The following is a 20,049-nucleotide window of genomic DNA, read 5'->3' on the forward strand; positions in this document are numbered from 1 at the left end:
CCATTACCTCGCCCTAATATATCTTGGCCGGTCTGGCGGAACACAGGGTAAATATCCACAGGCGGATTTTATTCAAATGCCGGGGGATTCCGGCAAGAAGGGCGAGGCTGGCGCTGTCAGGAGAGACAACGCCCAACTCTTTGCCATGCCTTGCCACGCAGCTAGAGTGCTGGCTCCCTTGTCCGAGGATGGCAGCCATGATCGTCCAGGCCTGCATCAATGGCGCACGACCGCGCGATTTTCATCCGAAATTGCCGCTGACGGCGCAGGCGATGGCGAGCGATGCGGCCGCCTGCGTCGCCACGGGCGCGGCCGAGCTGCACATCCATCCGCGCGGCGCGGACGGGCGCGAGAGCCTGGCCGCCGTGGACGCGACCGTGCTGGCGGTGCGCCGGGCCTGTCCCGGCACGCTGATCGGCGTGTCGACAGGCGCCTGGATCGAGAATGACGTCGAGCGCACCCGCGCGGCGATCGCCGGCTGGCGCGAACTGCCCGACTATGCCTCGGTCAATCTTTCGGAGGCCGACGCGCCCGGCGTGATGGAGCTTTTGCGCCAGCGCGGCGTCGGCATCGAGGCCGGCCTTGCCACAACGGAAGATGCCCAGCGGTTCGTCAGTCTTGCCGATCACGGCCGGGTGCTGCGCATCCTGATCGAGATCGACATACAGGAATTGCCCGCCGCACTCGCCGAGGCGCACGGCATCGCCGCCGCGCTGGACCGCGCCGGGGTGCGGCGGCCGATCCTGCTGCACGGCGCCGATGCCACGGTCTGGCCGTTCGTGGAGCTCGCGCATCGAAGGCGCTGGTCGACGCGGGTCGGACTGGAAGACGGCAGGACGCTTCCCGATGGAAAGGTGGCGCTGGACAATGCGGAGATCGTCGCGGGGGCGGCGGCGGTATTTTGGTCGAAAACCTGAAGGGTCTCAAGCGCCTTGGCTGTGCAGCCGGTGCGACAAGCCGACCCGACCTGCTCCGCCATAAATCGTTCTCACTCGAGGCGCAGCTAAATAAAGGCAAATTCGGCTTGGCGCGGGGAGCCTTGTGCAACTGCCGCGGAGTTCCTGCATGTCACTGTCCGGTACCACAACTCGCTACGGAAGCCTTGCCCAGGCATTCCACTGGTTGACGGCACTGCTCGTGCTCATCGCCTTCCTGGTCTCGGCAGGCGGCCCTCCTACGCGCGTTTATTCAGCGCCCAGGGCCTCGATGCTGCTGCTTCATGAATCGCTCGGCTTCGCGGTTTTCTGGCTGCTGGTGATCCGCCTGGCCTGGCGGCTGTTCGATCGCATTCCCGATGCTCCGTCCATGCCCGCCTGGATGTATGTCGGGTCGAAGGCGGTACATTGGGCGCTCTACGCATTGATGTTCGCTGTGCCGGTGACCGCCATGCTCGGCGCATGGTTTGGCGGCCATCCGGTCACGGTGTACGGCTTCGGTCCGATCGGTCCGCTTTTCGCCCCATGGGACGTCGGCGCTTCGCTGGCGGAAATCCACGGCACGCTTGGCGACATCCTCATGTGGCTGGCCGGCCTGCACGCCGCGGCGGCCGTCTTCCACCACGTTCTTCTGCGAGATCGCGTGCTCAGCCAGATGCTGCCCGGCTTGGCTGCTCCAGAATGATCCGGATCGCCTGATCCACCACGGGATGCAGGCCGCTGGCCTGGAAGGACAGGCGGTTGCCGGAGCCGACATTGCTGGTCATGGCGATGGTAAGACCGGTCGCCGGATCATGCAGCATGACCGCGACATAGCCCGGAATGCTGCCCTGATGGCCGTAGAAGGCGCGGTCGGCATAGGCGCTCTGGAACATGCCGGCGCCGGTCTCGCGCATGCGGGTGCCCGGGAAGCTCGCCGGCACGCGGCGTTCGAACATCTCGGCGAAGAAAGGCGGCGACAAGAGCTTGCCGGAGAACAGGCTGCGCATGAAGCTCACCATGTCGGACGGCGTCGACACCATGTCGCCGCAGCCATAGGCGGCGCCGAATGGGAAGGAATCGGAAGAATCCTGCAATTCGTCGGAGTAGGGCAGCACGCCGTCCATGCGCCACATCTCGCCGCCGGAAGCGATGTCTGTCGGTGCGCCCGGCGCCGGCGGCGGCCGGTGGTAGTAGCCGCGCACCATCGACCTTTCCGGGAATGCTTCGGTGGCTGGCGACCAGGTGTTTTCCAGGGCGAGCGGCCGCAGGACCGCGCTTCTGACATAGGCGCCGAGCGACTGGCCGGTGACGGCCTCGATCACCATGCCGGCCAACACATAGCCGGTGTTGTTGTAGACAGCGGGTCCGCCCGGTGCCTTCTGTTTGTCGGAGGCGAAGGCGATGTCGACCAGCTGCTGCGGCGTCCATTGCCGGCCCGGATCCATCGGTATGTAATATTCGAATTCCGGCAGGCCGCTGCGATGGTTGATCAGCTGGCGCACCGAAATATTCCCTGCGCCCGGCAGATCCGGGAACCAGGAGGAGATCGGCGCGCCGAGCTCGAGCTTGCCGGTCTCGGCGAGCTTGACCAGGGCGGCGGCGACGAAGGTCTTGGTGCAGCTGCCGATCTTGAACAACTGGTCCGGTGTGACTGATGTGCCATGTGCGCGATCGGCTAGGCCCGCGGTGAGGGCGATTGGCGCGGCGCCTGTCGAATAGGCCAGCGAGGCACCCACCGCGCCGTCGGCGAGGTAGCTGTTGAGGAGGGAGGTCAGGTCTTTCGGCATTGATATCGCTTTCTTTTTTCCTTCTCCCCCTGTGGGAGAAGGTGGCCTCGCGAAGCGAGGTCGGATGAGGGGTGCTCCAGGGAACACCAACGTCTCATTCCGCTGGAACACCCCTCATCCGTCTCGGCGCTGCGCGCCGATCCACCTTCCCCCACAAGGGGGTAAGGACAGGGAGCGCCTGCCCTCACTCAGCCACATCGACCGCCGCGAAATTCTGCCGGCCGAAGGGGTCGAGGATGTAGTTGAGCACGCTCTTGCGGATCGGGATCGCCACCAGCGAATGGGCGATCGGCGCCACCGGCACCTCGGCCTTCAGGATTGCCTGCGCCTTCGCGTAGATCGCGGCGCGTTCTTTCGGGTCGGCGGCGACGCGGCCTTCATCCAGCAGCTTCTCGAAATCCTTGTCGCACCAGCGCGAGCGGTTCGAGCCACCCTTCACGCCGTCGCAGGACAGGAGATAGCTCAGCATGTTGTCGGGATCGCCATTGTCGCTGCTGCCGCCGAGCAGGAAAGCGTCCTGCTCGCCCGCTGCGGTGCGCTTGAGATATTCGCCCCATTCGAAGCTGACGATCTCGGACTGCACGCCGACCTTCGCCCAGTCGGCCTGGATCATCTCGGCCATGCGCTTGGCGTTGGGGTTGTAGGGGCGCGACACCGGCATCGCCCACAGGCTGATCTTGAGGCCGCTTTCGTGGCCTGCTTCCTTCAGCAGTTTCTTCGCGCCGTCGGGATCGTAGTCGATGCCGGCATCGGTAACGGCGCCGAGCTGCGCCGGCGGCACGACGCTGCCGGCAACCGTGCCGGCGCCGGCATAGACGGCATCGACGATTGCCTTGCGGTCGACGGCCTTGGCAAGCGCGGTGCGCACGCGGACATCGCCCAGCGGCTGATGTTCGACGTTGAAGCCGAGGATGCCGATATTCTGGCCCTTGAGGTCGAGGACCGTAATGTCTGGATCGGCGCGCAATTCGGCGACGGCACTGGGCGGAGGCGGGGCCGCCACCTGGCATTCATTGGCCTTGAGGCGCTCGACGCGGGTGGTCGGCTCGGGCGTGACGGCGAAGACCAGCGTGTCGATCTTCGGCGCGCCGCGCCAGTAATCCTTGTTGGCGGCATAGCGCACCTGGCTGTCGGGCACATAGGCCTCGAGCATGAACGGGCCGGTCCCGACCGGCTGGCTGTCGATCAGCTCCGGCGTGCCGGCGGCCACCATCTTTTCGGTCTGCTCCAGCGACAAGATCGAGAGGTAGTCGAGCGCCAGCCCGGCCAGGAAGGTGACGTTGGGGGCCGTCAGCGTGAAGCGCACGGTGTAATCGTCGACCTTGTCTATTTTGTCGATCAGCGTGCCCATGCCCAGCGCGTTGAAGTATTCGTAAGAGCCGCCGCCGAGCTTGTGGTAGGGATTGTTGGCGTCGCGCTGGCGGTTGAACGTGTAAAGGACGTCGTCCGCGTTGAACTCGCGCGTCGGCGTGAAATGCTCGTTCGACTGGAATTTCACGCCTTGGCGCAGGTGGAATGTGTAGGTCTTGCCGTCCGGCGAGACATCCCAGCTCTCGGCCAGCGCCGGTCCGACTTCGGTCGTGCCCGGCTTGAACTCGACCAGCCGGTTGAACATCGTCTTGGCGGCCGCATCCATGGTGGAGTCGGCGATGCCGATCGCCGGGTTGAAGGTCTCGGGATTGGCCTCCGAGCAATAGACGAGCGTCTTGGCATGAGCCTGCCCGCCGAGAAGGACGGACGAGGCCAGAAGGGTGGAGCCAAGCACTGTGCGCAGAACGGTGGATTTCATCGCAAACGCTCCTGATGACATTTTTTCTGGTTGAGGGAAGGGCATGAAATTCATGGCGTCGCCGCCGGGGCCAGGAAGCGGTCGGGCGCCAGCGCCGCGGCGGTGACGCCAAGCGCGGTGACATCGTCGGGCAAGGGTTGGCCGCGCATCAGCGCCGAGCCGAGCCGCGCCAATGTCAGCGATACCTGGAAACCATAGCCGCCCTGGCCGCCGAGCCAGAAGAAGCCGGGGAGGCGCGGGTCGAAGCCGGCGACCGGCGTGCGGTCGGGCGCGAAGGTGCGCAGGCCGGCCCAGGGCGTCGACGGGCGGCCTATGCGCATGGACGTTGCCTGCTCGATGCGGTCGACGGCAATGGCGACGTCGATGTCTTCCGGCCAGGCGTCGCAAGGCTCGGAATCGGTTTCGTCGGCCAGCGAGCCGATCAGCCTGCCGGCGTCTGGCTTGAAGTAGAATTGTTCGTGCAGATCGACCACCAGCGGCCAGCCGGCAATGTCGGTGCCCGCGGGCGGGTCGAACAGGAAGGCGGTGCGCCGCTTGGGCTGGAAGCCGAGGCCGGTGAGCCCCGTCAGGCCGGCCACGACATCGACCCAGGCGCCGGCGGCGTTGACGACGATGTCGGCGGGATAGGCGCCGGCACTGGTGGCGACGCGCAAGCCATTGCCGGCGGGCGCGATCTCGCGCACCTCTTCGCCCGTGCGCATGATGCCGCCCCTGGCCTTCAGTGCCGAAGCGCAGGCCGCAAGCATCTTGCCGGTATCGACGTCCACCGCACCCGGTTCATGGACACCGCCGCATGTGGTTTGCGGATCGATGACGGGAACCAGCGCATGCAGCTCAGCGGCGGAGAGGCGGCGTACGCTCGGCACCATGGCCTGCAATTCGCCGGCCAGCCGGTCGACGGCCGCGCCGTCATCGGCGCGGCCGACATGCAGCGCGCCACGTTGATGCGCGACGAAGCCGCCGTCGAAGATCGCCCGGCGGCTCGCCAGCGTCAGCGCGCGCACCAGGCGGTTGCCATAAGTCTCGGTGAACAGGGCGGCCGAGCGGCCGCTGGCATGATAGCCCGGCTGGCTCTCGCGCTCGATGAGGGTGACGTCGGCCCAGTCCGCCACCTCGGCGGCAAGCGAGAGGCCGGCAATGCCGCCGCCGATGACGACGATTTTCGGGAGTGAATTCGACTGCATCGTTCAGTCGTAAAAATAATTTCTTATCCAGTCAATATTTAGCGTATAAGAAAATTGTTGGCGTTGTTGATGACGGCGGGAAGTTCAATTACCTAGGATGGAGCGGCGCGATCCCGCGGCATGGAGCTGATATGTCGGAGCAACCGAAGCTGGGTGATTGCCTGCGCGGCTTGAGGAAGACGCATGGCTGGACCCTCCAGGAGGTGAGCAGGCTCACCGGTGTCGCGGTGTCGACGCTGTCCAAGGTCGAGAACGACCAGATGTCGCTGAGTTACGACAAGCTGCTGCAGATCTGCGAAGGGCTCGGCATCCATGTAACGGAACTGCTCAGCGGCGACCGCAAGCAGCCGGCGGCGCGCACCCGCCGCTCCGTGACGTCACCGTCCAACACACTACGCCAACTGACCCGCAATTACGACTACCGGTACCTGGCCACCGACCTGGTGCGCAAGCGCATGGTGCCGATCCACGCCTATGCGCGCGCCCGCACGCCCGAGGAGTTCGGGCCGCTGACGAAACATGCCGGCGAGGAATTTTTGATCGTGCTCAAGGGCGAGATCGAGCTGCACACCGACCAGTACGCGCCGGTGCGGCTGAAACAGGGCGAGAGCGTCTATATCGATTCCACCATGGGCCACGCCTACCTCTCTGTGGGCGACGGCGACGCCGAAATGCTGTGCGTCTGCTCCGGCGACGAGCCCGACATGGAAGGCACGCTGCTCAGCGTGCTGGAGACGGTGGAAGGATAGGGCGGTTGGCGTGTCGCATTTTTCTGCAGGTCGGTTCAGCCTTTCTGGTTCGAAGCGGCCGACGAAACCGGCTATATGACCGCTGAGACGAAATTCCCGCCAACCCGAGAAGGAAAACCCAATGAGTTCAGAAAAAGTGGCTGTCATCGTGGCCGGCGGCAGCGGCATGGGGGCGGCAGCGGCCAAGCGGCTGGCGGCGGACGGGTTCAAGGTCGCCATCCTGTCTTCGTCCGGCAAGGGCGAGGCGCTGGCCAAGGAACTGGGCGGCATCGGTGTCACCGGCTCCAACCAGTCGAACGAGGATCTGCGGCGCCTCGCGGACCTGACGCTGGAGCACTATGGCCGCATCGACGTTCTGGTCAACAGCGGCGGCCACGGGCCGCGCGCGCCGATCCTGGAGATCACCGACGAACAGTGGCACGCCGGCATGGACGTCTACCTGCTCAACGTCATCCGGCCGGTGCGCATCGTGGCGCCGCAGATGGTCAAGCAGAAGGCCGGCGCCATCATCAACATCTCGACCGCCTGGGTGGTGGAGCCGAGCCCGATGTTCCCGACCTCGGCCGTGTTCCGCGCCGGCCTTGCCGCCTACACCAAGATATTCGCCAACACGTATGCAGCGGACAATGTGCGCATGAACAATGTGCTGCCCGGCTGGATCGACAGCCTGCCGGCGACGGAAGAACGCCGCGACTCCGTGCCCATGCAGCGCTACGGCACGTCGGAAGAGATCGCCGCGACCATCGCCTTCCTGGCTTCGGAAGGCGCCGGCTACATCACCGGCCAGAACATCCGCGTCGACGGCGGGATCATTCGCGCTATTTGAGGCGGGTCCGGGAGGGAAGGCCTGTCCGACCCGCGTCGCGGAGGCGATCCGGCATCCCGCCTGACGCGACGACATCTCGCACCAAGGAGGAAAAATGCGGCTTCTGATACTTGGCACCGGCTGGATGGCGCAGGAACATGCACGGCAATTCAGCGCCATCGATGGCGTCGACATTGTCGGGGCCGTCGACCTCGATCCGGCGCGCGTCGGCGAATTCGCCGACGGCTTCAACATCCCCAACCGCTTCACCGTGCTGGAGGAGGCGCTGCAATGGGGCGCCTTCGACGCCGTGGCCAATGTCACGCCGGACCGCATCCACCACCCGACCACCATGCAGCTGATCGCGGCCGGCAAGCCGGTGCTGTGCGAGAAGCCGCTGGCCGAGAATTTCGGCAAGGCGATCGAGATGGCCGAGGCCGCCGAGAAAGCCGGCATCGTCAACATGGTGAACCTCACCTACCGCAATGTCGCTGCGCTGCAGAAAGCCCGCCGGATGGTGCAGGCCGGTGAGATCGGCACGGTCCGGCATGTCGAGGCGTCCTATCTGCAGAGCTGGCTGGTGTCGAAATTCTGGGGCGACTGGCGCAGCGACCCGAAATGGCTCTGGCGGCTGTCGCTCGGCCACGGCTCCAACGGCGTGCTTGGCGATGTCGGCATCCACATCCTCGATTTCGCCAGCTATGGCGCGGCCCTCGGCATCGATCATGTGTTCTGCCGGCTGCGTTCCTTCGACAAGGCGCCGGGCAACCGCATCGGCGACTACGGGCTCGACGCCAATGACAGTTTCGCCATGACGGTGGATTTCTCCAACGGCGCCTTCGGCGTGGTGCATGCCAGCCGCTGGGCGACCGGCCATCTCAACGAATTGCGCCTGCGCATCTATGGCGACAGAGGCGGTCTCGAAGTGGTACACAATCTCGACGGCTCGTCGCTCAAGGCTTGCCTCGGCGAAAATGTCGACGACGGGATATGGGAAGAGCTCGACGCCGGCACGGTCGCGACCAACTACCAGCGTTTCGCCGACGCGGTGCGGACCGGCGTGCAGGCCGAACCGTCCTTCCGCCACGCCGCCGAACTGCAGAAGGTGCTGGATCTGGCCGTGGTGTCGGACGAGAAGCGGGCGGAGCTCGCGGCGAGCGCGCAGACGCGGTGAGGGTGGCGCCTTCCTCTCAGGGACCGGTCACGAGGCCAAAAACCAGTTTTTGCAAATTGCCGCCATTGCCGAATTCGACGCGGTCGAAATCGCGGCTTGCCTGCCGCTGCGCCCGCGACAATTCGGAGAGGCGCCTGGTCATCTCGGTCCGGATCTTGGCGCATTTGGGATCGTCGGCAACCCTGAGGCCGACGGTCGCCGCCTCGATCTTGCGCACCATCGCGATGATATCGGCGCCATGCACCTTCTCATGGGCGGCGACGCCGGCGATGAAGCTCTCCCAGCTCTTCTGCACGACCGGCGGCAGGGAGCCTGACGGCTTCGGCAAGGCATAGGTGATGATCAGCTTCGGCCTGGCCGATGCCAGCACGCAATCGCCGCCCTTGTTCTGGTAGTCCCTGGTCCAGGTCAGCTTGAAATTGGTGTAGGCGATGGTGCGCGTTTTGGCGCCGCGGATCAGCGGTCCGTTCTCGCCGATCGACCGGTAGAGCTCCTGTCCGGTCCGGCCCGAGATGGCGTAGGGCTCGACCGTCTCGACGGGCTTCCATTGTGCATGGGCGGCAAGCGGCAAGGCGAGCACCGCGACCAGCGACAGGCACAGACGAACACACGCTCTCAACACCGCTCTCCGCGAAACCAGGACCGGCGCCGACGCCAATGCCATCTTGTGGCTTTTCCTATATGCTGCCGGCGGGTGCTGCAAATGTGTTGGAGGGAGGCGCTGGCGCCGTGCGGCAAGACCAGGATGGGTATGGGGTTGAAGAAGTTCCCTCGGTTCGTCATCCTAGGGCGGAGCAAGGAGCGAAGCGACGCGGCGCAGACCCTAGGATCCATGCCGTGACACCTGCCGAAGAATGCAGCGAATCAGGATGTTCTCCCAACGCATGGCCCGATAGCCCCGACACATGACCGGCTATGTCTACATGACTGCCAGCCAGATGGGCGGCACCATTTACATCGGCGTCGCAAACGATCTCGGTCGTCGTATGCCAGAACACAAGTCGGGCCAGGGTTCGCGCTTCACCAGCCAATATGGCGTGCAGCGACTGGTCTGGTACGAGGAGTATTTCGATATCACGGACGCCATCCAGCGCGAGAAATCGCTCAAGCGCTGGCGGCGGCAATGGAAGGTCGAACTGATCGAAAAGGCCAATCCTGAATGGTTCGAGCTATTTCGTGGAACAGGATGGTAGCCATTGGCCACTTCGTCCTCGGGTTGACTCGGGGCATGTCGCGGGGCTCGGTGATCGAAATTCCGCACGGTAGCGGCGCTCCCATGTCACGGCATGGATCCCAGGGTCTCCGCGACGGAGCTTCGCTCCTGCTTCGCCCTAGGATGACGAAGATAGGGTGGGGCTTCCGAACCAACGGCCTTGCCGGCGCCGGCGTGTCGCCGTAAGTCGTGCTCATGATCACCTTCCGCAAGGCCCTGGCCTCCGACCTGCCTGCCCTCGTGGCCATGCTGGCGGACGATCCGCTTGGCGCGGCCAGAGAGGATGCCTCGCTGCCGCTGGCGCAGGGCTATGTCGATGCCTTCAACGCCATCGATGCCGACCCCAACCAGTTGCTGGCGGTGGCGGTCGATGGCGCCGACGTGGTCGGCACCTTGCAGATCAGCTTCCTTGCCGGGCTGTCGCGGAAGGGCGCCTGGCGCGGTCAGATCGAGGCGGTGCGGGTCGCCGGGCACCGCCGTTCCGAAGGCATAGGCAGGCTGATGATCGAATGGGCTGTTGATCAATGCCGGGCGCGCGGTTGCGGCCTCGTCCAGCTCACCACCGACAAGACCAGAGCGGACGCGCACCGCTTCTATGAAAGCCTCGGCTTCACCGGCACCCATCTCGGCTACAAGAAGACCTTGTAGCGCAGGCGGGGCCGTCGCTTTCCGCTAAGGCGGGCGGCTGGCGCATGCGGGAAGGCTAGCAGGCCCTATTCAATTTGCGGCGAGACCAGATATAGGTCAGCTAAGTTGACCTATATTCGATGCGTCCGGGGAGGCGTGCTTGACCCTTATGAACCTGTTGGCGTCGCGCTCGTCGCGCATGAAGGCCTCGGAAATCCGCGAGCTGCTGAAGCTGCTCGACCAGCCGGACATCATCTCCTTCGCAGGCGGCATTCCCGATCCGGCGCTGTTTCCGGCCGAGGCGATCCGCGACGCCTATGCCGACGTGCTCGGCGGCGGCGAGGCGGGGGCCGCGCTTCAGTACCAGGTGAGCGAGGGCTATCTGCCGCTGCGGCGATGGATCGCCGGGCAGATGGGCAAGCTCGGCGTCGCCTGCGAGGAAGCCAACATCTTCATCACTTCGGGCTCGCAGCAGGCGCTCGACTATATCGGCAAGCTGCTGCTGTCGCCGGGCGACACCGCACTGGTGACGTGGCCGACTTATCTCGGCGCGCTGCAGGCCTTCAACGCCTATGAACCGCGCTACGACCGGCTGCGGCCGGAAGGCGGCAACATGACGCCGGATGCCTATCGCGCGGCGGCGGCGGCGAATGGCGGCCGGGTCAAGTTCGCCTATCTGGTGCCGGATTTCGCGAACCCGACCGGCAACACGCTGGACAGGCAGCAGCGCGAGGCGGTGCTCGACCTTGCCGGCGAGCTCGACATCGCCATCGTCGAGGACGCCGCCTACCGGGCGCTGCGCTATGATGGCGAAAGCGTGCCGCCGATCCTGGCGCTGGACTGCGCCCGATCCGGCGGCATCGACAAGGCGCGCACGCTCTATTGCGGCTCGTTCTCGAAGATCCTGTCGCCGGGCATGCGCGTCGGCTGGGTCTGCGCGCCGCGTCACGTGGTGGAGAAGCTGGTGCTGATGAAGCAGGCTTCCGACCTGCACAGCCCGTCGATCAACCAGATGGTGATGCACCGGGCGGCCGAAGCGGTGTTCGAGGCCCAGGTCGAAAAGCTGATCGGCGCCTATCGCGAACGCCGCGACGGCCTGCTCGGCGCGCTCGCGGCCAACATGCCGGAAGGCGTGACCTGGAGCCGCCCGGAAGGCGGCATGTTCGTCTGGGTGACGCTGCCGGAAGGCGCTGACGCCACCACGCTCCTGGCGCGCTCGGTGAAGGAGGCGCGTGTCGCCTTCGTGCCCGGCAGCGCCTTCTTCGCCGATGGCACCGGGCGCAACACGCTGCGGCTGTCCTTCACGCTCGCTGACCGGCGCGCGGTGAGCGAGGGCATTCCGCGGCTGGCGGCGCTGCTCAAGGCTTAAGGCGCCGGCCAAACGACGGCGCATCGCCCCAGCGGCGAACAAACCCGGGTTGCCCTGACTTGTTGCTGGTGCAAAATAGCCTTGTGTCCACGAACGCGGGTTCATGCGCCATGACCGACCTTTCCGGTATCTACCGCGACTACATTGCCTGCCTCAACCGGCAGGACTGGCCGAACCTCGGGCAGTTCGTCGACGATGACGTGTCCCACAATGGCAGGCGGATCGGTCTCTCCGGCTACCGTGCGATGCTGGAGAAGGATTTCGACGACATTCCGGATCTTCGTTTCGATATCCGGCTGCTGGTCTGCGATCCGCCTCATGTCGCGAGCCGCCTGATGTTCGACTGCACGCCCAGGGGAAATTTCCTCGGGCTTGCCGTAGACGGCCGGAAAGTGTCCTTCGCCGAGAACGTCTTCTATGAATTTCGCGGCGCGAAGATCCGGCTCGTGTGGTCCATCATCGACAAGGCCGCCATCGAAGCCCAGCTTTGAACCACGAACCTCTCCTGGCGTGCTCGGTGAAGGAAGCGCGTGTCGCCTTCGTGCCCGGCAGCGCCTTCTTCGCCGATGGCACCGGGCGCAACACGCTGCGGCTGTCCTTCACCTTGGCCGACCGCCGCGCTGTGACCGAGGGCATTCCCAGATTGGCCAAGCTGCTGAGGAACTAGCAACCGACCGGATTCCTGGCCCCGGGGCGTCAGGCCGGCTTGTCGGCAGCCCTTGTGCGCCTGGCAAGGCGTGCGGTAAATGCGGGCGTGCCTTTGCCGGTCGAATGAGGATGTCATGGTCTCCGCAACGCCCAGAGTGACGCTGCTTCTCGGCAGCGCGCCCGACGTCGTGCGCTGCGCCGCCTGGCCGAAGGAGACCTTCGCCAGCATCGTCGCCATCAACAATGCCTGGCGCGTGCGCCCAGACTGGGACGTGCTGGTGCATGCCGGCGATTTCCCGTCCAACCGGATGCCGCCTCTGGAACCGCTGCGGCAGGCCGAGATCTTCAGCGCCGCGCATTACGTGCCGGCCCAGAATACTTTCGGCGGCTTCGTCTATGCCGGCGCTACCATGTCGCTGACAGCGGCCTATTGGGCCGTCCACAGCCAGAGGCCGGACGTGCTCGCCTTCCTCGGCTGCGACATGATCTACGACACGGCCGGCGACACCCATTTCTACGGCATCGGCCGCGCCGACCCGCTGCGCGACGATGTCACGCTGCAGAGCCTCGAGGCCAAATCCGCCCGCCTGCTCATTCATGCGCTGCGACGCGGCACGCTCTGCATCAACCTGTCGGACCTGCCGCAAAGCCGCCTGGTCTTCCCAAGGCTGTCCTTCGAGGAATTGCGGTTACTGTCCCCCGAGCGCCTCGCCGGCATGAAGATGGATGCGCGTGCGGGCATCCATCAGCATAGGGTCGAAGTGGCAGAGCAAATCGAGCGCGAGCTCGGCTATTTCTACGAGGATGGCATGTACTGGAACCATCTCGACGAAATCGACCGCGCGCAGCTAGCCGACATCGACCGGCTCTGGATCTCGGCGATCGGTCCGGCTGAGCCGACCGAAGAATGCAGCGCGGCGGAATAGCGCCGTCCGGCAGCTTTTGTTGCAGGGACCAGCAATTCCCGCGGCTCCCACCAGCAGTTTCGCGCCAAATTGCCTAATTTCGGGCCGCTTTTCGGCTAAACTCGTCGGCATCTTGGCTGGAAGTGGAGGAAGCCATGAGCTTGCGCCTCGGTTTCGCCGTGCTGGTGCTGTTCGGCCTCGCCAATCAGGCGGCGGCTTTCGAGATTTCAAGCCCGTCGGTTTCCAACGGCAAATGGGCCGAAAAATATCTCGGCGACAAGGCCGGCGGCTGCAGCGGGCAAAGCGTATCGATCGCCTTGAGATGGAAGGACCCGCCGGCAGGCACCAAGAGCTACGCGCTCACCATGTTCGACCCCGACGCCGGCGGCGGCAAGGGTTTCTGGCACTGGCTGGCCTGGAACATCCCGGCAAGCGCGAAGGGCCTGGCCGAAGGGGCTGGCTCGAAGCGCGGCAAAGGCTTGCCCAAGGGTACGGTGCTCGGCAAGGGTGGCATCGGCCGCGCAGGCTATTTCGGGCCATGCCCGCCGCCCGGCAGCGGCACGCATCACTATGTCTTCACGCTCTATGCGCTCGGCGCGCCGAAGCTGCGCGCGCCGGAGAATCCCTCTCCGGAAATGGTGGCAGTGGCCGCGAAGAGCCAGGCGCTCGGCGAGACCAGCGTGACGTACACCTATGGGCGGTAAGCATGACCGGTTCAGGCAGTCGCCCGGGCCACCAGCGCATTGACGACGCTGTTGGCAAACACGTTCCAAGAGATCGTTTGAATTCCGTTCCGGTAGCCATCTGGCGCTCGCGCGCGGCCTCGGCCGGCGCGTCAGCGCGTCCAGAAATCGCGATGCGGCGCGATCAGCTCGTCCTCGATCTCGGGGAAGGGGCCAAAGACCTCGATCTTCTTCTGGCCCGAGGCGAGGACTGTGCGCGAGGGCAGGCTCATCGTCGGATTCTCGGCGTGATCGCCGGTGAGCGCCAGGAGCTTCGTCTCCTCGAAGCCGTAGACCAGCCGGCCGATATTGGCCCAGTAGAGCGTTCCGGCGCACATCGCGCAGGGTTCGCCCGTCGAGACCAGCGTGCAGGACCAGAGGAAATCCGGCTTGTAGGCAGCCGCGGCGCGCCGGGCGAGCTCCGTCTCGGCATGGCGCACCGTGTCGAGATTTCCCTGGCGCATAAGCAAGCGATCGTCCGGCCCGACCAGCACGCAGCCGAACGGATGATGGCCGTGCACGGCCGCCTCGCGAGCGACGGCGTCGGCAGCACGCAGGTGGGCGAGCATCTGGTCGCGGGTCATTGCGCAATCCTAACACGACGGGCGAGGAGAAGAACCGACACCCGGCGACCGGCTTCGTAGGGCTGAGAGTGCGCCGATCGGCGGGCATTGGCAAGCTTCGCCCGGCGGGCAAAACCCGAGCGCGGGCCATCGCCTGATCAGGCGAATGAGGTTTGAAGCACTGTTCTCCGCTCTCGTATCCCTGTATACGAAATTGAAATAATCTGTTTGAGGAATTGATGAGCCCACCGCCTGGAACCGTGCCGTTTTTCAGCCAGTGGGAGACGCCCGATATGACTTCGGCCGTCCTTGCCGATGGCGCCGAGGTGGCGCTGCGGCGCGATCCGCTGTGGGAGAACTCGGGCGCGCGCACACTCGACGAATACGCGCTGTGGGCCGCCAATGTCTGCGGCATGGCGTGCCTCAAGATGATCCTGGCGGCGCGCGGCCAGATCGTGCCGACCATCGAACTGGCCAGGCGCTGCACCGGATATGGCGGTTATGTCGTCACCGAACGATCGATCAAGGGCCTGATCTACGCCCCCTTTGTCAGCTTCGTGAAGGCGGAATTCGGCCTGGAAGCGAAGGTGATGACCAGTGTCGCTACATCGGATATTCCGGCGATCCTCGGGCAGTCGCGCTTCTTCATCGCCTCGGTCAGCAGTTCGATCCGCTGGCCCGAGCGCGAGCCCCCATCCAAGGGCGGCCATCTGGTGCTGGTCATGTCGGCATCGGATGAGGGTCTTCGCTTTCACAATCCGTCCGGCCATACCGGCGCCACACAGGCGAACGCAGTGTTGGCGCCGGCCGATTTCGACCGCTTCTTTGCCAATCGCGGCATTGCCGTCAGCATTTGATCTCGAGGGATTTCGATGAAGGACAAGGCTTTTCAATGAAGAACAAGATTAGGGTCGCCGTCCTCTATGGCGGGCGTTCGGCCGAGCATGACGTGTCGCGCCTTTCGGCCGCCAATGTGCTGAAGGCCATCGACCGGACGCGCTACGAGGTGGTGCCGATCGCCATTTTCAGAGACGGTCGATGGCTGCTGCAATCTTCGTCCGAAGCCGGCGACGACAGAGCAGGGGCGCCGGTGTCAGAAGAAGGCGTGGAGGTCGCACTGTTGCCCGGTGGCAGAGGCAGGCTGGTGGCCGCACCAGGCGGCGGAGCAGAGCGCGACCTGCCGCCGGTCGACGTCGTCTTTCCCGTGCTGCACGGTCCTTTCGGCGAGGACGGCTCGGTGCAGGGCTATGCCGAGGTCGCCGACGTCGCCTATGTCGGCTGCGGCATTCTCGCCTCGGCCGCCGCCATGGACAAGGATGTCGCCAAGCGGCTGCTGCGCGAGGCCGGGCTGCCGGTTGCCCGTTCCGTCACCGTGCATCGAAACGATGTCGGGCCGTTCCAGGAGATCGCCGGCGCGCTCGGCCTGCCTTTCTTCGCCAAGCCGGCGCGCCAGGGCTCGTCCTTCGGCGTCAGCAAGGTGAACGACCGGGACGGCTTCGAACGGGCCGTCGAGACGGCTTTCCGCTACGACGGCAAGGTCCTGATCGAAGAGTTCGTCGACGGCCGCGAGATCGAATGCTCGGTGCTGGAGCGGGCCGACGGAACGCTGACCGTATCGCTGCCCGGCGAGATCATCCCGGCCGGCAAGCACGGCTTCTACACCTATGAAGCCAAATATCTCGACGCCGACGGCGCCGTGGTGAACGTGCCCGCCGATGTCCCGGCCGCCGTCGCCGACAAGGCAAGGGAGATGGCCGCGCGGGCTTTCCAGGCGCTCGGCTGCGAGGCGATGGCCCGCGTCGACTTCTTCCTGCGCGCCGACGGCTCGCTGCTGGTCAACGAGGTCAACACGCTGCCAGGCTTCACCGACATCTCGATGTATGCCAAGGCGCTGGCGGCGATCGGCATCGGCTACAGCCAGGTCATCGACGTGCTGATCGAGCACGCACTGGCGCGGCATGCCGCGCGAAAGTCCTGACGTTCGGCGCGGCATTGACGGCGGATCACGCGAAGCTAGTTAGATTCGAGCCCTTGGCGAGAGGAGAGCTTGCATGGAAGAACTGCATCGCGGCCGGCTCATCGATCATATCCAACTGGTGGTCAGGGACATCGCCGCCAGCCGCCGCTTTTACGAAGCAGTATTTCGAGTGCTCGATATTCCGATCGGCGGCAGCGCCGCCGATTATTTCTGGGCCGACGAGCTTTTCATTTCAACCGCCGACAGCCGCGCGGCTCGGGGAGAGTTGACCGGTCGCCATCACCTGGCATTCCAGGCGAAAGACCGCGCCATGGTCGATGCGTTCTATAAGGCCGGGCTGGACGGCGGCGGCAGGGACAATGGCGGGCCGGGTGAACGCCGGTACCACCCCGGCTACTACGCCGCTTTCCTTCTCGACCCGGACGGCAACAACATCGAAGCGGTGCATCACGGGGCGGCCAACCGCAGTGCCGCCTCGGTGAAGATCACGTTCTAGAATGCGCCGACAAGAGGCGGGTGGTTTTGCCTTGATGTGGCCCGTCCCGGCTTGATCCCAATCGGGTGGAGGGAGCTCGATCCACGCGGAGGCGACCCGTCCGTGGGGCAGGCCTTGAAGGCCATGTGAGGCATAGTTACATCAACCATTAAGCGTGCGTTTGCACGCGAATACAACGCTTTGGCCAAGCTTCATCTATGGAGGTTGTCATGGCAAATACACTCATGGAAGGAAAGAAAGGCCAGGACTGGCTCAATCTGGTCCTTGCCGTCTGCCTGTTTATCTCACCCTGGATAATCGGCTTCGCTGCTGAAACCGCTCCCGCATGGAACGCCTGGATTGTCGGCGTCGTGCTGGGCGCGGTAGCCGTGGCGGCGCTTGCCGCCTTCGCCGAGTGGGAGGAATGGGTAGGTGTCGTTCTCGGGCTCTGGCTGATCGTGTCGCCCTGGCTGCTCAAATTCATGGCGAACACGAATGCGATGGCCACCCACGTCATTCTCGGCGTGCTGGTGGTTGCCGTATCGGGTTGGGCCGTCTGGGACGTCCGTCACCCGCACGCACATGCGTGACCGCTGACCAAGGACGGGGCCGGCGCGCGAGCGGGGCCCCTTCCGGCTTTGAACGTCTGCCCATTGCGTTTGCCGCCGGCTGCGAAGGGCAGGGTCGCCGGCTTGCAATCTGAGGCCAGGCCATGGATCTCGACGGACCGAACGCCATATCCTGCACAGCATATCCTGCGTAATTCAGGGAGTTTTGAGCGTGACCCTCGCGCGGATGGCGGTTCTGGCAGCGGCCTTCATGGCCGCCGCGGCCGCCAGTCACTCTTCCGTGACCGCGGAGGCTACGGAGAAGGTCGCGTTGCGCGTCGTGATCGACGGCGCCATCGGCCCGGCGAGCGCCAGGCAGCTCAACGAAGCGCTGGCCAAAGCCGCCGAGCGGCACGCCGAAGCCGTTGTCCTCGAGATCGACACGCCGGGCGGGCTGGTCACCTCGATGCGCGAAATGATCGCCGATATCCTTGCCTCGCCGGTTCCCGTCATCGGCTATGTCGCGCCCGCCGGCGCGCATGCGGCAAGTGCCGGAACCTATATCCTTTATGCCACCCATGTCGCGGCGATGGCGCCCGGCACCAATCTGGGCGCCGCCACGCCGGTCGAGCTTGGCGGGTTGCCGCCCCTTCCCGGTGGCGACGAGAAGGACAAGGGCGACCAGAAGAATGCCACCGGGCCTCCGGCCGGCGACCCGATGATGACAAAGGTGACGAACGACGCGGTCGCCTTGATCCGTTCGCTCGCCGAACTGCGCGGCCGCAATGCCGACTGGGGCGAAAAGGCGGTGCGCGAGGCAGCCAGCCTTTCCGCCAATGCGGCACTTCAGGCACATGTAGTCGACCTCGTCGCCCGCAACACCGCCGAACTGCTCCAGCTTGCCGACGGCCGCACGGTCGAGGTGGCCGGCAAGCAACAGGTGCTGGCGACCAAGGGCGTGGCGGTCGAGACGCTCGATCCCGGCTGGCTGATCCGGCTTCTCGCCGTCATCACCGATCCCAACATCGCCGTCGTCCTGATGCTGGCCGGCGTCTACGGCCTCGTCTTCGAGTTCACCAGCCCAGGCGCCGTGGCGCCCGGCGTGATCGGGACCATCTGCCTGCTGCTCGGGCTCTATGCCCTCAATCTACTGCCGATCAGCTATACCGGCCTCGCCCTGATGCTGCTTGGCATCGCCTTCCTCGTCATCGAGGCCTTCAACCCGACCGTGGTGCTCGGGCTTGGAGGCGTGGCAGCCTTCCTGCTCGGCGCCGCCATGCTGCTCAAGGTCGAGGGCCCGGGCTTCGAGATGTCGTGGGCGCTCATCGGCACCGCCGCGGCGCTGACGCTTGGCCTGGCGCTGCTGGCCGGCAGCTATCTGTGGAGGGCGCGCAGGAGCCTGCCGCGTGTCGGCGCGCAGGCCATGCACGGGCTGCCGGCCAGGATCCTCGACTGGTCGGGCAGCGAGGGCCATGTGCTCGCGCAGGGCGAGCGCTGGCGGGCGAAAGCCGATGAACCGCTCGCCCCCGGCGACAGCGTCGAGGTGGCCGATGTCAGGGATCTCGTGCTGACGGTCCGGCGCAGGAACAATGGAGCAAGGCAATGATCATCGGTTACGTCGCCTATCTGCTACTCGCCCTCATCGTGCTGATCTTCCTGTCCTCCGCCATTCGCATCCTGCGGGAATATGAGCGCGGCGTGGTCTTCACGCTCGGCCGCTTCACCGGGGTGAAGGGCCCCGGCCTCATCCTCCTCATCCCCTTCGTCCAGCAGATGGTGCGGGTCGACCTGCGCGTGGTGGTCCAGGACGTGCCGCCGCAGGACGTGATCTCGCGCGACAATGTCTCGGTGAAGGTGAACGCGGTGCTGTATTTCCGCATCGTCGACGCCGAGCGGGCCGTCATCCAGGTCGAGGACTTCATGGCCGCGACAAACCAGCTCGCGCAGACCACGTTGCGCTCGGTTCTCGGCAAGCACGAACTCGACGAGATGCTGGCCGAGCGCGACAAGTTGAACAGCGACATCCAGGAGATCCTGGACCAGCGGACCGACGCATGGGGCATCAAGGTGTCCAATGTCGAGATCAAGCATGTCGACCTTAACGAGAACATGGTCCGCGCCATCGCCAAGCAGGCCGAGGCTGAAAGGCTGCGGCGCGCGAAGGTGATCAACGCCGATGGCGAGCAGCAGGCGGCGGCAAAGCTGGTCGAGGCCGGCAAGATGCTGGCGCAGGAGCCACAGGCCATGCAACTGCGCTATTTCGAGGCGCTGCACGACATCGCCGGCGAGCGCTCGTCGACGGTGGTGTTTCCGCTGCCGATGGACCTGCTAGCGATCTTCAACAAGCAGCCGGGCGCCGGGAAATAAGCTTGGGAGGGGTTTGGCAGCCCGGCCGCGGGCCGGCGAGCTCGGGACCGGCACGATCACCCGGCGATTCCCCGAAGTTGCGATCTCCACGCCAAGCGCTGCCGGTCCTTTGCTGTCAATTTTAGGAGTTTTATTCAGAATTCGGCAATATATAGCGGGCTTTTTAGCGGATTCATTGTTTTTAATTAGCTTAAGCTTTCGCTATGGATTCTCGACTAGGGTGACGGCG

Annotated in this window: 22 protein-coding genes and 1 pseudogene; 18 read left to right on the top strand and 5 right to left on the bottom strand. The window is 65.1% G+C overall.

The window, feature by feature from the left end:
• Positions 1-197: 197 nt before the first annotated feature.
• A complete protein-coding gene (locus FJ946_RS25045; protein ID WP_140547201.1) occupies positions 198-917 on the top strand; it encodes a 3-keto-5-aminohexanoate cleavage protein in 720 nt (239 codons plus the stop codon).
• A gap of 148 nt (positions 918-1,065) precedes the next feature.
• A complete protein-coding gene (locus tag FJ946_RS25050; protein ID WP_140500038.1) occupies positions 1,066-1,620 on the top strand; it encodes a cytochrome b in 555 nt (184 codons plus the stop codon).
• Here FJ946_RS25050 and FJ946_RS25055 read toward each other — a convergent pair.
• From FJ946_RS25055 to FJ946_RS25065, 3 genes are all read right to left on the bottom strand, one after another.
• Positions 1,583-2,704: a serine hydrolase domain-containing protein gene (locus FJ946_RS25055; RefSeq protein WP_140568045.1), complete on the bottom strand. Its 1,122-nt coding sequence runs from the start codon at positions 2,702-2,704 to the stop codon at positions 1,583-1,585. The genes FJ946_RS25050 and FJ946_RS25055 overlap by 38 nt on opposite strands.
• Before the next feature lie 184 nt (positions 2,705-2,888).
• Positions 2,889-4,493 carry an ABC transporter substrate-binding protein gene (locus FJ946_RS25060; protein WP_140568043.1) on the bottom strand — a complete coding sequence of 535 codons (1,605 nt, stop codon included), beginning with the start codon at positions 4,491-4,493 and terminating at the stop codon, positions 2,889-2,891.
• Between the two features lie 50 nt (positions 4,494-4,543).
• A complete protein-coding gene (locus tag FJ946_RS25065) occupies positions 4,544-5,677 on the bottom strand; it encodes an FAD-binding oxidoreductase (RefSeq protein ID WP_140568041.1) in 1,134 nt (377 codons plus the stop codon).
• A 131-nt stretch (positions 5,678-5,808) separates the two neighbouring features.
• On the opposite strand from FJ946_RS25065, the gene FJ946_RS25070 reads away from it, so the two are divergent.
• The 3 genes from FJ946_RS25070 to FJ946_RS25080 all read left to right on the top strand — a co-directional run bounded on the left by FJ946_RS25070 (position 5,809) and on the right by FJ946_RS25080 (position 8,405).
• A complete protein-coding gene (locus tag FJ946_RS25070) occupies positions 5,809-6,426 on the top strand; it encodes an XRE family transcriptional regulator (RefSeq protein WP_140516014.1) in 618 nt (205 codons plus the stop codon).
• Positions 6,427-6,547: 121 nt separating this feature from the next.
• Positions 6,548-7,252 (top strand): SDR family oxidoreductase, encoded by a 705-nt coding sequence (locus FJ946_RS25075; protein WP_140557856.1) that lies wholly within the window; start codon positions 6,548-6,550, stop codon positions 7,250-7,252.
• Between the two features lie 94 nt (positions 7,253-7,346).
• Positions 7,347-8,405 carry a Gfo/Idh/MocA family oxidoreductase gene (locus FJ946_RS25080; RefSeq protein WP_140568038.1) on the top strand — a complete coding sequence of 353 codons (1,059 nt, stop codon included), beginning with the start codon at positions 7,347-7,349 and terminating at the stop codon, positions 8,403-8,405.
• A gap of 16 nt (positions 8,406-8,421) precedes the next feature.
• Here the strand turns inward: FJ946_RS25080 and FJ946_RS25085 are convergent, their stop codons facing one another.
• Complete coding sequence (locus FJ946_RS25085; protein ID WP_246673062.1) at positions 8,422-9,024, bottom strand: DUF922 domain-containing protein; 603 nt, start codon at positions 9,022-9,024, stop codon at positions 8,422-8,424.
• 286 nt (positions 9,025-9,310) lie between these two features.
• Here FJ946_RS25085 and FJ946_RS25090 point away from each other — a divergent pair, with 286 nt between their 5' ends.
• The 7 genes and pseudogenes from FJ946_RS25090 (at position 9,311) to FJ946_RS25120 (ending at position 13,871) form a co-directional block, all read left to right on the top strand.
• Positions 9,311-9,598, top strand: coding sequence for a GIY-YIG nuclease family protein (locus FJ946_RS25090; protein ID WP_140568032.1), 288 nt, complete (start codon positions 9,311-9,313; stop codon positions 9,596-9,598).
• 215 nt (positions 9,599-9,813) lie between these two features.
• The gene (locus FJ946_RS25095) at positions 9,814-10,266 is read left to right on the top strand and encodes a GNAT family N-acetyltransferase (protein WP_140500024.1); all 453 of its coding nucleotides are present in this window, start codon (positions 9,814-9,816) and stop codon (positions 10,264-10,266) included.
• A gap of 148 nt (positions 10,267-10,414) precedes the next feature.
• Positions 10,415-11,614, top strand: a complete 1,200-nt coding sequence (locus FJ946_RS25100) for a PLP-dependent aminotransferase family protein (protein ID WP_181167687.1) — start codon at positions 10,415-10,417, stop codon at positions 11,612-11,614.
• A 110-nt stretch (positions 11,615-11,724) separates the two neighbouring features.
• Positions 11,725-12,105: an ester cyclase gene (locus FJ946_RS25105; protein WP_140500021.1), complete on the top strand. Its 381-nt coding sequence runs from the start codon at positions 11,725-11,727 to the stop codon at positions 12,103-12,105.
• Positions 12,106-12,116: 11 nt separating this feature from the next.
• Positions 12,117-12,281: pseudogene (locus FJ946_RS25110) on the top strand (PLP-dependent aminotransferase family protein); the annotation flags it as partial.
• Positions 12,282-12,396: 115 nt separating this feature from the next.
• Entirely contained in the window at positions 12,397-13,188 is a 792-nt protein-coding gene (locus FJ946_RS25115) for a hypothetical protein (protein ID WP_140568029.1), read from the top strand.
• Between the two features lie 134 nt (positions 13,189-13,322).
• Positions 13,323-13,871, top strand: a complete 549-nt coding sequence (locus tag FJ946_RS25120; protein WP_140500017.1) for a YbhB/YbcL family Raf kinase inhibitor-like protein — start codon at positions 13,323-13,325, stop codon at positions 13,869-13,871.
• Positions 13,872-14,002: 131 nt separating this feature from the next.
• Here FJ946_RS25120 and FJ946_RS25125 read toward each other — a convergent pair whose 3' ends face one another.
• Complete coding sequence (locus FJ946_RS25125) at positions 14,003-14,473, bottom strand: nucleoside deaminase (RefSeq protein WP_140568026.1); 471 nt, start codon at positions 14,471-14,473, stop codon at positions 14,003-14,005.
• Positions 14,474-14,691: 218 nt separating this feature from the next.
• Between FJ946_RS25125 and FJ946_RS25130 the strand changes: the two genes are divergently transcribed.
• The 6 genes from FJ946_RS25130 (at position 14,692) to FJ946_RS25155 (ending at position 19,820) form a co-directional block, all read left to right on the top strand.
• On the top strand, positions 14,692-15,309 hold the full coding sequence (locus FJ946_RS25130; RefSeq protein ID WP_140568024.1) for a C39 family peptidase: 618 nt from the start codon (positions 14,692-14,694) through the stop codon (positions 15,307-15,309).
• Positions 15,310-15,344: 35 nt separating this feature from the next.
• Positions 15,345-16,430 carry a D-alanine--D-alanine ligase family protein gene (locus FJ946_RS25135; protein WP_140568021.1) on the top strand — a complete coding sequence of 362 codons (1,086 nt, stop codon included), beginning with the start codon at positions 15,345-15,347 and terminating at the stop codon, positions 16,428-16,430.
• Positions 16,431-16,503: 73 nt separating this feature from the next.
• Entirely contained in the window at positions 16,504-16,926 is a 423-nt protein-coding gene (locus FJ946_RS25140; protein ID WP_140500011.1) for a VOC family protein, read from the top strand.
• Positions 16,927-17,135: 209 nt separating this feature from the next.
• Positions 17,136-17,495, top strand: a complete 360-nt coding sequence (locus FJ946_RS25145) for an SPW repeat protein (RefSeq protein ID WP_140500009.1) — start codon at positions 17,136-17,138, stop codon at positions 17,493-17,495.
• Between the two features lie 190 nt (positions 17,496-17,685).
• Positions 17,686-19,059 carry a nodulation protein NfeD gene (locus FJ946_RS25150; protein ID WP_140500007.1) on the top strand — a complete coding sequence of 458 codons (1,374 nt, stop codon included), beginning with the start codon at positions 17,686-17,688 and terminating at the stop codon, positions 19,057-19,059.
• The gene (locus FJ946_RS25155; RefSeq protein ID WP_140568018.1) at positions 19,056-19,820 is read left to right on the top strand and encodes a slipin family protein; all 765 of its coding nucleotides are present in this window, start codon (positions 19,056-19,058) and stop codon (positions 19,818-19,820) included. Before FJ946_RS25150 ends, FJ946_RS25155 begins: the two co-directional genes overlap by 4 nt.
• Positions 19,821-20,049: the final 229 nt, after the last annotated feature.

It is taken from the genome of Mesorhizobium sp. B2-4-7 (assembly GCF_006442685.1).
In the GTDB taxonomy this organism is placed as follows: Bacteria; Pseudomonadota; Alphaproteobacteria; order Rhizobiales; family Rhizobiaceae; genus Mesorhizobium.